This is a genomic window from Polaromonas sp. (assembly GCF_029945925.1).
GTDB lineage: Bacteria > Pseudomonadota > Gammaproteobacteria > Burkholderiales > Burkholderiaceae_C > Polaromonas.
In genome coordinates, this window is the sequence record NZ_JAQSDN010000039.1 from 58,410 (window position 1) to 71,149 (window position 12,740).

Sequence of the window (12,740 nt, forward strand, 5' to 3'; positions counted from 1 at the left end):
TTCCTTCTGGTTTCTTTAAAGGGGATCAGGCACCGCCGCAGGAGCCGCAGCATTGGCCGTCGCTGTGAACGGACGCCAGCCGGGTGATGGCCACGCGCCAGGTCTCCGGCCCCTGTTCCAGGTAAGCCCAGCTGAACTTGCCAGGCCATTCGGCCTGGAACTGGTGATGCAGCGGCTGCGGGTCATGGTCGTTGATCAATTCCAGGGCCTGGCCGGCGCGGAGTTGGCTGAAGGTCGAGAAGACCAGGGGATCTCGCTCGCGGGGCGCAAAGGTACGGATATCAAGCGCGGTGGGGGCAGAGGTATGGCTCATGGAGACTCCAGTAACAAGAACAAGCAGGGATGATTTATAAGGTGCATATATAATACATCTATAAGAATGATCCATGGTCATTCCCCTATTGATTCAGGTCAATTGCACCGTTGATGGCCGCTCACCTCGTTTCCCCGCCATGCCTTGTCCCGGGATTCGGCGCTGCTTCCCTCCGGATGGTCGGGCGTTTGAGAACCCCACTTGCGCGATCGGCCTTCACAGCCTTGAGCCGATTTCTTGACGGGGATCAGAAAGTATCTGGAAGGATCGGCGTATGGTCGTGCGTTGTGACGGCTCCGTTCGGGGCCCGACGTCCCATCGCCACCGCATGACCACTTCCACACCTCTTGCCGAACCTGTCCTGTCCCACCCAGCCCCGCCGGAACTGGTCTGCCCGGCCGGCAGCCTGCCGGCCCTGAAAGCCGCAGTGGACAACGGCGCCAGCTGTGTCTACCTGGGCCTGCGCGATGCAACCAACGCACGCAACTTTGCCGGCCTCAATTTCGACGAGGCCGCCATTGCCGCGGGCATCCGGTATGCCCACGAGCGCGGCTGTAAGGTTTTCATGGCGCTCAATACCTATCCGCAGGCCGCCAACCCCGGTCCCTGGCGCGCGGCGCTGGACCAGGCTGTGAACCTGGGGGTGGATGCAGTGATCCTGGCGGATCCCGGGCTTATGCAATACGCCGCATCGCGTTATCCGGCGCTGCGCCTGCACCTGTCGGTGCAGGGTTCGGCCACCAATTACGAGGCGATCAACTTCTACCGCGAGCAGTTCGGCATCGTTCGCGCGGTGTTGCCCCGTGTCTTGTCGCTGGAACAGGTGCGGCAGGTCATTGACAAGACACCGGTGGAAATCGAGGTGTTTGGTTTTGGCAGCCTGTGTGTGATGGTGGAAGGGCGCTGCGCGCTGTCGTCCTATGTGACGGGCGAGTCGCCCAATACACACGGCGTGTGTTCGCCGGCCAAGTCCGTGCGCTGGCAGGAAACACCGCAGGGCCTGGAATCGCGGCTGGGCGGCGTGCTGATCGACCGGTATGCCAGCGGGGAAAACGCCGGCTACCCCACGTTGTGCAAGGGGCGCTTCGACGTGGGTGATGACCAGAGTTATTACGCCATCGAGGAGCCCGCCAGCCTGAACACGCTCGAGCTCCTGCCCCAGCTCATGAAGATGGGTGTGCGCGCCATCAAGATCGAAGGCCGCCAGCGCAGCCTCGCCTATGTAGCGCAGGTGACGCGGGTCTGGCGTGAGGCCATCGACCATTGCGTCGCCAACCCGCATCGCTACGCACCGAAAACCAGCTGGATGGCCAGCCTCGACCAGGTGGCCGAAGGCCAGCAGCACACGCTGGGCGCTTACCACCGGCCCTGGAAATGATGGAAACCCGCCCTATGAAAATCGCCTTGGGCCCGCTGCTGTATTACTGGCAGCGGGAGACAGTCTTCAATTTCTACGACGCAGTCGCTGGGACACCGGTGGATGTGGTCTACCTCGGCGAGACCGTGTGTTCGCGGCGTCATGAGTTGCGCCTGGCCGACTGGCTGGACATCGCGGCACGCCTGTACGCTGCCGGCAAGGAAGTGGTGCTTTCTACCCAGGTGTTGCTCGAGTCGGGCAGCGACGTCGGCACCATGCACAGGATCACGGCCAATGGCAATTTCCGCGTCGAGGCCAACGACATGGGGGCCGTCCACCGCCTGGCCGGCAAGCTGCCGTTTGTGGCCGGCCCGCACCTCAACCTGTACAACCCGGCGTCGCTGCAATGGATGACCTCGCTGGGCGCCAGCCGCTGGGTGATGCCGCTGGAGATGAAGCAAAGTGATCTTGCGCTGTTGCAGCAGGACCGCCCGTCCGGTCTGGAGACCGAGGTGTTTGCCTACGGGCGCATGCCGCTGGCCTACTCGGCGCGCTGCTTTACCGCGCGGCAGCGCAACCTGCCCAAGGACGACTGCCGCTTCAGTTGCCTCGACCACCCGGACGGCCTGATGCTCAGGACCCGCGAGAGCGAGGAGTTCCTGGTGCTCAACGGCACGCAGACCCAGTCGGCCCGCGTCTACAACCTGGTCGATGCGCTGGAGGACATGCGTGCCGCGGGTGTGGATGTGGTCCGCCTGAGCCCGCAGGCGCAGCACATGGCAGAGGTGATCGCCCTGTTCGATGCGGCGCGCAAGCAGGTGCTGACGCCGCAGGAGGCGCTGGCACGCATGCAGCCCCTCATGCCGGAGAAGGGCTGCAATGGCTACTGGCACGGCCGCCCCGGCCTGGAGCAGGTGGAAGCCGCGGTCGCTGGCTGAGGGTTGACAACGATGTACCACGGTGAACGTTTCAACAGCATCAGCCACCTCGTCGGCGCCGGGCTGGCGGTGGCGGGTTCCGTCGCACTGATCGTGCCCGCCGGCTTCGTTGGTGACCCCTGGAAAATTGTGAGCTTCAGCATCTACGGTGCCATGCTGGTGGCGCTGTACGTCTTTTCCACGCTGTATCACAGCGTGCGCGGCCGCGCGAAAAACGTGCTGCGCAAGTTTGACCATTGTTCGATCTACCTGCTGATCGCCGGCAGCTACACGCCCTTCGCGCTGGTGTCGCTGCGCGGCGCCTGGGGCTGGTCCTTGATGGGCGTGGTGTGGAGCCTGGCGCTGCTGGGCATCGTGCAGGAAATCTGGCTGGCCAAGGGCGCGCGTGTGCTGTCACTGGTCATTTATGTGCTGATGGGCTGGCTGGCGCTGGTGGCGGTGTCGCCCTTGTGGACCGCCCTGACGCCCCCGGGCTTTGCCTGGCTGGCCGCGGGCGGTGCCTGCTACACCCTGGGCATTGGTTTTTACGCCACCGACCACAAGCTGCGCCACGGCCACGGCTGGTGGCACCTGTTTGTGCTGGGCGGCAGCATCTGCCACTTCATCACCGTGCTGCTTTATGTGGCCTGACTCTGCGGACCACCATGAAACCCCTTTCGTCCTTTCCTCCCTTTGCATTGCCGCCGGCCCTCGGGTCGCTGCTGGAGCGCCTCCCGGCTTATCCCGGCTCGGTGCTGCTGGTGAGCGCGCTTAACCTGGGCCTGGCGCACCAGTTGCCGGCCGACGTGGGCCACCTGTTGCTGCACAAGAAGCTGCGCATCCACGTGCGTGATGCGCGCCTGACCTTTGACTTTTCCTGGACGGGGCAGCGCTTCGCCGCCTGTCCCCGGCAGCAGGCCACCGACCTGGCCATCAGTGCCAGCGCCCACGATTTCATGCGCCTGGCGCAGCGCCAGGAAGATCCGGACACGCTTTTTTTCAGCCGCCGCCTCGCGATGGAGGGCGACACCGAACTGGGCCTGGTCGTCAAGAACGCGCTCGATGCCCTGGAGTTGCCGGTGCTGGACTTGCAGCAGTGGACGCCGCTCCAGATGCTGGCACGTCTGGGTCCACGGCAGCGGTCGGCCGGTGTCGGCCCGCGTCAGCATGCAGGTAAAAATCATGACTGAGGACCGCCGCAGTTTGCCGCTGGTTTATTCCTGTTCGGGATGCTCCAGCGCCGCACAGCTGGCCAATCAGGTGGCGCTGCAGCTGGACCGGCGCGGCGTCGCCGAAATGTCCTGCATTGCCGGGGTGGGCGGTGACGTGCCCCATCTGATGAAAATCGTGCGCTCCGGGCGGCCCGTCATCGCGCTCGATGGCTGTCCGCTGGCCTGCGTGAAAAGCGTGCTGGCGCGCCATGGCATCACGGCCGACCGGCACTACCCGCTCCAGCAATACGGTGTCAAAAAGCGCACGCATGAGGATTTCGATCCCGCGCAGGCGGCGCTGGTGCTCGAGCGTGTGGCGGCCGACCTGCTGGCGGTGCCGCTGCGTGTAGCCACTCCCGGTGGCGCGGCCGCCGCCAGAGGAGCGGACGCACATGCCCCCCGGTGACAACGGGCGCCCACCCCGACGCATCATTGTTGCGATCTCCGGGGCCAGCGGCGCGGTGTACGGCACACGCCTGTTGCAGGTGCTTCATGCCATGGCCGGGATCGAGACCCACCTGGTGGTGTCCGACGCGGGCTGGCGCAACCTCGACCAGGAGCAGGGCATGAGCCGCGCCGCCATCGAAGCCCTGGCCGACCAGGTGCACGACGCGCGCGATGTGGGCGCCTCCATTGCGAGCGGCTCCTTTTTATCCAGTGCCATGGTGGTGGCGCCCTGCTCGATGCGCACGCTGGCAGCCGTGGCGCACGGGCTGGCGGACAACCTCATCACGCGTGCCGCCGACGTGGTACTCAAGGAGCGCCGGCGACTGGTGCTGATGGTGCGCGAGTCGCCGCTGCACCTGGGTCACCTGCGCAACATGGTCAGCGTGACCGAAATGGGCGCCATCATCTGCCCGCCCATGCCGGCTTTCTACCAGCGCCCGCAGTCGGTGGCCGAGCTGGTGGACGGCAGCGTGGCGCGTGTGCTGGACCTGCTGGAACTGCCGCATGACCTGGCCCCGCGCTGGGACGGGCGGGTTCGGGCCACGGCCGGGTCCTGAGCCATGCGCTACCGCGACCTGCGCGATTTCATGGCCCAGCTCGAGCTGACCGGCGACCTGCGCCGCCTGGCCGAGCCCGTGTCGCCCCATCTGGAAATGACGGCACTGTGCGACCGCGTCCTGCGTGCCGGGGGCCCGGCCCTCTTGTTCGAACACCCCACCGGACACAACATGCCGGTGCTGGCCAACCTGTTCGGCACGCCGGCACGTGTGGCGCGCGCCATGGGTGTAACCGACTTGCGCGCGCTGCGTTCCTTTGGCGAGGTGCTCGCTGCCCTCAAGGAACCCGAAGCGCCCAAGGGCCTGAAAGACATGCTCGGTCTGGGTGGGCTGCTCAAAACCTTGTGGCACATGGCGCCGCGTGAATTGCGTTCGGCGCCCTGCCAGGAGGTGGTGTGGGAAGGTGCCGACGTCGATCTCACGCGCCTGCCGGTGCAGCACTGCTGGCCCGGCGACGTCGCGCCCCTGGTCACCTGGGGCCTGGTCATCACCCAGGGGCCGCACAAGCCGCGGCAAAACCTGGGCATTTACCGCCAGCAGGTGCTCTCACGCAACCAGCTCATCATGCGCTGGCTGGCGCACCGCGGCGGCGCGCTCGATTTTCGCGACCATGGTGCGGCGAATCCGGGCCAACCCTATCCCGTGGCGGTCGCGCTGGGGGCCGATCCGGCCACCATCCTCGGCGCGGTGACACCGGTGCCCGACAGCCTGTCCGAGTACCAGTTCGCCGGCCTGTTGCGCGGCGCACGTACCGATGTCGTGCGCGCGCTGGGCAGCGGTTTGCGCGTACCGGCCACCGCCGAGATCGTGCTCGAGGGCCACATCTATCCGGATGCCGGCCACCCCAGCGGCTACCAGCACGCGCTCGAAGGGCCGTTCGGCGACCACACGGGGTATTACAACGAGCAGGCCTCGTTTCCTGTGTTCACGGTGGACCGCATCACCATGCGGCGCGACCCGATTTACCACTCCACCTACACCGGCAAACCCCCGGACGAGCCTGCCGTGCTCGGCATGGCCCTGAACGAGCTGTTCATTCCCCTGCTGCAAAGGCAATTTCCCGAAATCACCGACTTTTACCTGCCGCCGGAAGGTTGCAGCTACCGCATGGCCCTGGTGCGCATCAAAAAGGCCTACCCCGGCCATGCAAGGCGCGTGATGATGGGTGTGTGGAGCCACCTGCGCCAGTTCATGTACACCAAGTTCGTGGTGGTGGTGGACGATGACGTGGACGTACGCGACTGGCGCGAGGTGATCTGGGCCCTGACCACCCGCATGGACCCGGCGCGCGACGTCATGTTGATTGAAAACACGCCTATCGATTACCTGGACTTCGCCTCGCCGGTGAGCGGCCTGGGCAGCAAGATGGGACTGGATGCGACGAACAAATGGCCCGGCGAAACGCAGCGCGAATGGGGCCGTCCCATCGTCATGGACCCGGCGGTGCAGGCACGTGTGGATGGCATTTTTCAGTCCCTGGGGCTGTGAAGGGCGGGGTGTCGCCTGCGTTCTGACAGCGCCTCGTTCGAATCGCACAATGCCTCATGGACTTCAATCACTCTCCCAGGGCACTGGCACTGCGCCGGCAACTCGAAGCCTTCATGCAGCAGTACCTGCTGCCCTACAACGCGGCCTGGCACCGTTCGGTGCAGGAGGGGATTTATCCGCCGCCTTTTCTCGAAGACCTCAAGGCACTGGCGCGTGAGGCGGGGCTGTGGAACCTGTTCCTGCCGGGCCTGCAGGAGGGCGAACCCGGTACCCGCCTGGGCCACCTTGATTACGCGCCTCTGGCCGAAACCATGGGCCGCCTGCCCTGGGCCGCGGAGGTGTTCAATTGCAGCGCCCCCGACACCGGCAACATGGAATTGCTGCACCGCTTTGCCACGCCCGAGCAGCGCGTGCAGTGGCTGATGCCCTTGCTGGAAGGCCGCATCCGGTCTGCCTTTGCGATGTCCGAGCCGGACGTGGCCTCGTCCGACCCGACCAACCTGCAGACCACCGTGCGGCGCGAGGGCGGGCAACTGGTGCTCAATGGCCGAAAGTGGTTCATCACGGGTGCGGCGCACCCGAACTGCCGGCTGCTGGTGGTGATGTGCCGCAACGACGAGGCGCAAGGCGAGGGTGACCCGGCCGGGGCGCACCACCGGCACAGCATGGTGCTGGTGCCCATGGACACGCCGGGGCTGCAGGTGTTGCGCAATATTGCCGTGGTGCATCACCATGCGCCCGAAGGGCATTGCGAAATCCTGCTGCGCGACGTGCGCGTGCCGGTGGACCACCTGCTGGGCGGTTGGGGCGAGGGTTTTGCCATGGCGCAGGCACGGCTCGGGCCGGGCCGGGTGCACCACTGCATGCGCACCATCGGCCAGTGCGAGCTGGCATTGGAGCTGGCCACGGAACGCACGCTGGAACGCCAGGCCTTCGGCAAATACCTTGCGGATTTTTCCAATGTGCAGGAATGGATCGCCGAGTCGCGCATCGAGATCGACCAGGCGCGTCTGCTGATTCTTCATGCAGCCTGGGCGCTTGACGAAGGCGCAGATGACGCGGCGCAACTGCGCGCGCGTGTGGCGGCCATCAAGGTGGTGGCTGCGCGGTTGCAGACGCGGGTGGTGGACCGCGCCATGCAGGCCTTTGGTGCCATGGGCCTGTCACCCGATACCCCGCTGGCTTACTTCTGGACCTGGGGCCGGGCCCTGCACCTGATGGATGGTCCCGACGAGGTGCATTTGCGCACCGTGGCGCGGCACGAACTGGCGCAGGCGAAGGCGCGTGCGGGCAGCACCGCCGTCTACTTCACCACGCCCGAGCAGCTGCAAGCGCCGCCGCGCATTCGGTAGCGTGTCGGCTTTGTCTTTACCTGCGGCAAGTTGCCTCAGTTGGCAAGTACGCGGTAGAGGTAGGTGGTGTCACACATCTCGCCGTTCGGGAAAAGCGCATAACCCGGAATCACACCGCAGCGTTGCCAGCCAAGCCGGGCATAAAGCCGCTCGGCATCGTCGCTGGCGGTGTCCAGCACCAGCAGCGTTTTGCCGCATTCGCGCGCGACCTGCTCGGCGGCCTGCATCAGCGCTTCACCCAGACCCTGGCGCCGCGCCCGGCGGTGCACCAGCATTTTGGCCACGTCGGCCCGGTGCGGCTGGTTGTCGGGCTGGTCCAGCACCACCTGCACGGTACCCACGATGCCTGCGGCATCTTCGGCCACCAGCAGCGCCCGTTCACCGCGGGCTGCGCTGTCCGCCACACCGCGCCAGAACGCCAGTGCCCTGGCGGGGGACAGGGGATGCATGAAACTCACGGAAGCGCCGCCTTCCACACAATCGATCAGCAGCCCGGCCAGCGACTGCAACCCGCCGTCGGTGACGGCCTCCAGGCGGCGAATGGAAGGGCTTGAGGATTCGGCGGGCATGGTTTCTCCCGAAAATGGATCTGGAACAAGTGATTACGCCACCAGCGGCGCTTCCTGCATGGCTTCCGTCTGTTCTTCCAGCATGTCGACCTGGCCTTTCCAGTAGTCGCTGGAGCCGAACCAGGGGAAGTTGATCGGAAAGATCGGATCATGCCAGCGCTGGGCCAGCCAGGCGCTGTAGTGCACCAGGCGCAGGGTGCGCAGCGGCTCGATCAGTGCCAACTCGCGGCGATCGAATTCGCGGAACTCTTCGTACCCATCCACCAGCGCGCCGAGCTGTTGCAGGCACTGTGCGCGTTCGCCGGACAGCAGCATCCAGAGGTCTTGCACAGCGGGGCCGCAGCGTGCGTCGTCGAGGTCGACAAAGTGCGGGCCGGCGCCTTCCAGCCCTTCGGGCGTCCACAGGATGTTGCCGGGGTGGCAATCACCGTGCAGGCGCAGTGTGCGGATGTCGCCCACACTTTCAAACACGGCTTGCGCCACAGTCATCGCTTCTTCGAAAGCCTTGAGCCAGCGCGACGCCATGTCCAGCGGCAGGTGGTTGCCGGCCAGCAGCAGGTCGCGGCTGGCAAAACCAAAGGTCTGCAGGGTCAGCGCGGGCCGGTGCTTGAAGGGCTTGGCGCTGCCGACCGTGTGGATGCGCGCGAGGAAGCGGCCAATCCATTCGAGCACGCTGAAATCCTCCAGCTCGGGCCGCCGGCCGCCGCGGCGCGGCGACACGCTGAAGCTGAAGCCCTCAAAATGGTGCAGGGTGCGGCCGTTGATGACCAACGCGCCGACCACCGGAATTTCCGCCGCCATCAGTTCGGTGGCAAATTCATGTTCTTCGAGAATCTGCACATCGCTCCAGCGGCCGGGCCGGTAGAACTTGACAACCACGATGTCACCCGCAGCAGAGCCCGCGCCCGCCGGCGCTTCCAGGTGGACCTGGTAGACGCGGTTTTCATAGCTGGACAGCGCCATCAGCCGGCCGTCGCCATACAAGCCCACGCTGGCCAGCGCGTCCAGCACCACGTCGGGCGTGAGTTTTTCGTAGGCATGCACGGCATCGGGCACGGGTGCCGCCAGGGGTTGTTCGGTCATGCCTCCATTGTCGTTGCAATCCGGATCTGCCCCGAATTTTCAAGCAAAAAGTGGCTCTAGCCCTTGATGGACAAGCGCAAGCAGCTATTAAAATGATAGCTATCCGTCGTCACCCCAGCCGCGTCACAACGTCAGGATATGCCCGATGTGCGGGTCGCCCTTGCCGGCCAGCACCTGCTGGTAGGCCGCGGCGACGGCGTCGGCACCCTGGTGGTGCTGCGTGAGCAGCCAGGGCGAGGGCGCATGTGTCGCGCGCTGGCTGAAGGTCTGCCAGGCCTGCACCAGGCGCTGGCCCAGGCCGGCCGCGCCCCAGTCGGCGCTGCGTTTCTTGATCTGCGCCGGTGCAAAAAACAGCGTGGCGCGCGGACCTGGCAGATCCCTGGCGCCGCCCAGCTCGGCCACATGGGTGCCGCCGATCGAGCAGCTGTACTTCAGGTTCGCAAAGCGGGTGTGGATGGCAAGGCGCAGCCCGGCGTTGCCGGCAAAGTCCACATAAATGCATGGCGTGTCGGCGTGAAGCTGGTCGAGCTGGTCATAGGTCAGCACCCGGCTGTAGCAACCCAGGCTTTCGCAAAAGGCCACATTCGCCGGCGAGGTCAGCCCGATGACTTCGATGCCGGGGCGCTGGGCCAGCTGGAAGGCCGTGCCATAGGCGGTCTTGCTGGATGCACTGGACAGCAGCAGGGTCCGGGCGCCGAAAAAATCGTTGTCCGCCAGGAAATCGTCGATCAGGAAGGAGGTGATGAACAGCGGCCGCAGCAGCGCCTGGATGTCCTCGGTGGCGGGTGCGTAAAACGGGTCGGCGCTGCAGCGCAGGTACTGGTTGTAGACCGCATGCAGTTCGCGCCGGTGGGGTGCGCCGTCGTGAAAGCCGGAGGTGTTCAGGCGCGCGGGCGTAAGCACGGTGGCCGAGGCCATGGGGTAGTAGCCGTACAGCCGCTCACCCACGGCCACACCCGGATGCAGCGACTGCACCACACTGCCAAAACCCCACACCGGGATGGTGCCCCAGCCTTCTTCGCCGGTGGGAAAGAACTGCCAGTAGGCCATGGCGTCGCCAAAGGCGGCGTAGGTGATGTTGTTGGAGGTCAGCGCAAAGGATTCGACAGACACGCGAACCTGGCCATCGGCCAGCGGGGCGTCTTCAGTCGTTTCCAGCCGCGTGCTGGCCAGATTGTTTTTGCGAACGAGAAGGGTGGTGGTGCTCATGCCGGCAAGTTAAGCGAAAAAGCCCGCCGGTTCAATACCGGCGGGCCGCTTTGGCGACAGCTTGGGGGTCTCGATTCAGACTAACCACTGCCATGGAACGATCGGAAGTGAAGGGAACTTCCGCGAGCCCTCTCCAACCAAGCAGGGGCCGCGGATCTGGCTTTGCCAGTCCGCAGGCGCAGCGGCCCCCCCGGGGGGCAGGGAGCTACACGCAGTGAGCGACCGTGGGGGCTCTACTTCAACGTGATGGTCACGTCGATGTTGCCGCGGGTGGCGTTCGAGTAAGGGCACACCTGGTGGGCGGTGTCGACCAGCGCCTGGGCAGCGGTACGGTCCATGCCGGGCAGGCTGATGTCCAGACGGACGGCGATGCCGTAACCGGCGGGGATCTTGCCCAGGTCCACGCTGGCGTCAATGCTGACGTCGTTCGGCAGCGCGATCTTTTTCATGCCGGCCACGGCCTTCAGCGCCCCTATGAAACAGGCGGAGTAACCGGCCGCGAACAGCTGCTCGGGGTTGGTGCCGGTGCCGGCGGTGCCCGGCGAGCTCAGCGTGATGTCCAGGCGGCCGTCGTCGGTTCTGGACTTGCCATCACGGCCGCCGGTGGTGTGGGCGTGGGCAGTGTAGAGGATTTTTTCGAGCTCGGTGGTCATGGTGATTTCCTCGGAAAATGCTTCGGGCGTGAAGCGGGTTGAAAACGGGAAGGGCGGGACGGGTCTACGCGACCAGCCGCTGGCGCAGGGCCTGCACCTGCTGGGTCAGCGCCACCAGTTCAGGAATCGAACATTGGGTGGCGCTCAGGATGCAGCCCGGAATGCGGGCCGCCCGGCTCTTGAGCTTGCGGCCCGCGGCGGTCAGGCTGATGTGGACGCGGCGCTCGTCCTGCACATCGCGCAGGCGCGTCAGGAATCCGGAGGCTTCAAGCCGCTTGAGCAGCGGCGTCAGCGTGCCTGAATCGAGGAACAGGCGCTCGCCGAGTTCGCTCACCGTGAGGCCGTCCTTTTCCCAGAGCACCAGCATGGCCAGGTACTGCGGGTAGGTCAGCCCCAGCTCGTCGAGCAGCGGCTTGTACAGCTTGGTCATGGCCAGCGAGGTGGAATACAGCGCAAAACAGAGCTGGTTGTCCAGCAGCAGCATGGCGTCGGTAGGGGTGGTTTTTCCTGACATGGTTTGAATTGTATCGTGCAATTAAATTGTGTGCAAGTTAATTTGAAGAGGACCGGCTCCAGGGACTTTGCAGCGGTTCTGCCCGTGCCGCGCGCCGGCTACTAAACTGGGGGCCATGCAACATTCCCATTCCCCCAGCGCCGACAAGCCCGTCCGCCACGCGCCGCCGGCCAAAGCCGTCCAGGTCATTGAAGAGCTCCGGCCCGGCCAGTCCATCGAGCTGCTCAAGGAGTTGCACATCCTCACGCGCGAAGGCAAGCTCAACCAGGACACGCGGCGCAAACTCAAGCAGGTTTACCACCTGTACCAGTTCATCGCCCCGCTGCTGGAGGAGGTCTCGGCCAAGGGCCGGAATTTCACCCTGGCCGACCACGGCGCCGGCAAGTCCTACCTCGGCTTCATTCTTTATGACCTGTTTTTCAATGTGGCCCACCCTGGCGAGAAGACCGGTGGCCACATCTACGGCATTGAAACGCGTGCCGAGCTGGTGGACAAATCGCGCACCCTGGCGCAGAAGCTGGGCTTTACGCGCATGACGTTCCTCAATCTCCTGGTTGCGCAAGCCACAGTGTCGGACCAGTTGCCGGCGCAGGTGGACATCGTCACCGCCCTGCATGCCTGCGACACAGCCACTGACGATGCGATTGCCTTTGGCCTGCAAAAACAGGCCCGCCACATGGTGCTGGTGCCCTGCTGCCAGGCCGAGGTGGCCGGCGTGCTGCGCAAAAACAAGGCACTCAGTTTGTCGAAGACGCCACTCGCCGAACTCTGGCGGCACCCGCTGCACACGCGCGAATTCGGCAGCCAGATCACCAATGTGCTGCGCTGCCTGCAGCTCGAAGCCCATGGTTACGACGTCACAGTGACCGAATTGGTGGGCTGGGAGCATTCGATGAAAAACGAACTCATCATTGCGAGCCGGCCGTCCTCGCCAAACGCTGCCAAAACCCGTCAGGCGCAGGCGCGGCTGCAGGAAGTGTTGGCCGAGCTGAACCTCGGTGAACTCACGGCGCGTTTCGCGCTGCCGGCCGGCGGCAAGGCGTCAGCAAGTGCAAGCTGAAAGACTGGCA

General features: G+C 65.2%; 15 protein-coding genes. 9 read left to right on the plus strand and 6 right to left on the minus strand.

The features are described 5' to 3' along the window. Positions 1-25: 25 nt before the first annotated feature. Positions 26-313, minus strand: coding sequence for a DUF2249 domain-containing protein (locus tag PSV40_RS11640; RefSeq protein WP_300537607.1), 288 nt, complete (start codon positions 311-313; stop codon positions 26-28). A gap of 328 nt (positions 314-641) precedes the next feature. Here PSV40_RS11640 and PSV40_RS11645 point away from each other — a divergent pair, with 328 nt between their 5' ends. Genes PSV40_RS11645 through PSV40_RS11680 form a run of 8 tightly spaced genes read left to right on the plus strand, consistent with a single transcriptional unit; the run spans position 642 to position 7,642 of the window. After that, positions 642-1,691 (plus strand): peptidase U32 family protein, encoded by a 1,050-nt coding sequence (locus tag PSV40_RS11645; protein WP_300537609.1) that lies wholly within the window; start codon positions 642-644, stop codon positions 1,689-1,691. 14 nt (positions 1,692-1,705) lie between these two features. Continuing rightward, positions 1,706-2,608 carry a U32 family peptidase gene (locus tag PSV40_RS11650; protein ID WP_300537611.1) on the plus strand — a complete coding sequence of 301 codons (903 nt, stop codon included), beginning with the start codon at positions 1,706-1,708 and terminating at the stop codon, positions 2,606-2,608. 12 nt (positions 2,609-2,620) lie between these two features. After that, a complete protein-coding gene (locus tag PSV40_RS11655) occupies positions 2,621-3,238 on the plus strand; it encodes a hemolysin III family protein (RefSeq protein ID WP_300537612.1) in 618 nt (205 codons plus the stop codon). Between the two features lie 14 nt (positions 3,239-3,252). Further along, positions 3,253-3,777 (plus strand): SCP2 sterol-binding domain-containing protein, encoded by a 525-nt coding sequence (locus PSV40_RS11660; protein WP_300537614.1) that lies wholly within the window; start codon positions 3,253-3,255, stop codon positions 3,775-3,777. Beyond that, positions 3,770-4,204 (plus strand): putative zinc-binding protein, encoded by a 435-nt coding sequence (locus PSV40_RS11665; RefSeq protein WP_300537615.1) that lies wholly within the window; start codon positions 3,770-3,772, stop codon positions 4,202-4,204. The genes PSV40_RS11660 and PSV40_RS11665 overlap by 8 nt, the downstream gene beginning before the upstream one ends. Next, a complete protein-coding gene (locus PSV40_RS11670) occupies positions 4,191-4,802 on the plus strand; it encodes a UbiX family flavin prenyltransferase (protein ID WP_300537617.1) in 612 nt (203 codons plus the stop codon). The genes PSV40_RS11665 and PSV40_RS11670 overlap by 14 nt, the downstream gene beginning before the upstream one ends. A 3-nt stretch (positions 4,803-4,805) precedes the next feature. After that, a complete protein-coding gene (ubiD, locus tag PSV40_RS11675; RefSeq protein ID WP_300537619.1) occupies positions 4,806-6,290 on the plus strand; it encodes a 4-hydroxy-3-polyprenylbenzoate decarboxylase in 1,485 nt (494 codons plus the stop codon). Between the two features lie 56 nt (positions 6,291-6,346). Beyond that, positions 6,347-7,642 (plus strand): acyl-CoA dehydrogenase family protein, encoded by a 1,296-nt coding sequence (locus PSV40_RS11680; protein ID WP_300537620.1) that lies wholly within the window; start codon positions 6,347-6,349, stop codon positions 7,640-7,642. A gap of 35 nt (positions 7,643-7,677) precedes the next feature. On the opposite strand, the gene PSV40_RS11685 is transcribed toward PSV40_RS11680, so the two are convergent. The 5 genes from PSV40_RS11685 to PSV40_RS11705 all read right to left on the minus strand — a co-directional run bounded on the left by PSV40_RS11685 (position 7,678) and on the right by PSV40_RS11705 (position 11,670). Next, positions 7,678-8,211, minus strand: a complete 534-nt coding sequence (locus tag PSV40_RS11685; RefSeq protein WP_300537622.1) for a GNAT family N-acetyltransferase — start codon at positions 8,209-8,211, stop codon at positions 7,678-7,680. Between the two features lie 33 nt (positions 8,212-8,244). Then, entirely contained in the window at positions 8,245-9,294 is a 1,050-nt protein-coding gene (locus PSV40_RS11690) for a serine/threonine protein kinase (protein WP_300537624.1), read from the minus strand. Between the two features lie 123 nt (positions 9,295-9,417). Next, positions 9,418-10,503: a DUF2855 family protein gene (locus tag PSV40_RS11695; protein WP_300537626.1), complete on the minus strand. Its 1,086-nt coding sequence runs from the start codon at positions 10,501-10,503 to the stop codon at positions 9,418-9,420. Between the two features lie 233 nt (positions 10,504-10,736). Then, positions 10,737-11,156: an organic hydroperoxide resistance protein gene (locus PSV40_RS11700; protein WP_300537627.1), complete on the minus strand. Its 420-nt coding sequence runs from the start codon at positions 11,154-11,156 to the stop codon at positions 10,737-10,739. Between the two features lie 64 nt (positions 11,157-11,220). Continuing rightward, positions 11,221-11,670 carry a MarR family transcriptional regulator gene (locus tag PSV40_RS11705; RefSeq protein WP_300537629.1) on the minus strand — a complete coding sequence of 150 codons (450 nt, stop codon included), beginning with the start codon at positions 11,668-11,670 and terminating at the stop codon, positions 11,221-11,223. Positions 11,671-11,785: 115 nt separating this feature from the next. Between PSV40_RS11705 and PSV40_RS11710 the strand changes: the two genes are divergently transcribed. After that, positions 11,786-12,730 (plus strand): SAM-dependent methyltransferase, encoded by a 945-nt coding sequence (locus PSV40_RS11710; RefSeq protein ID WP_300537631.1) that lies wholly within the window; start codon positions 11,786-11,788, stop codon positions 12,728-12,730. Positions 12,731-12,740 lie beyond the last annotated feature (10 nt).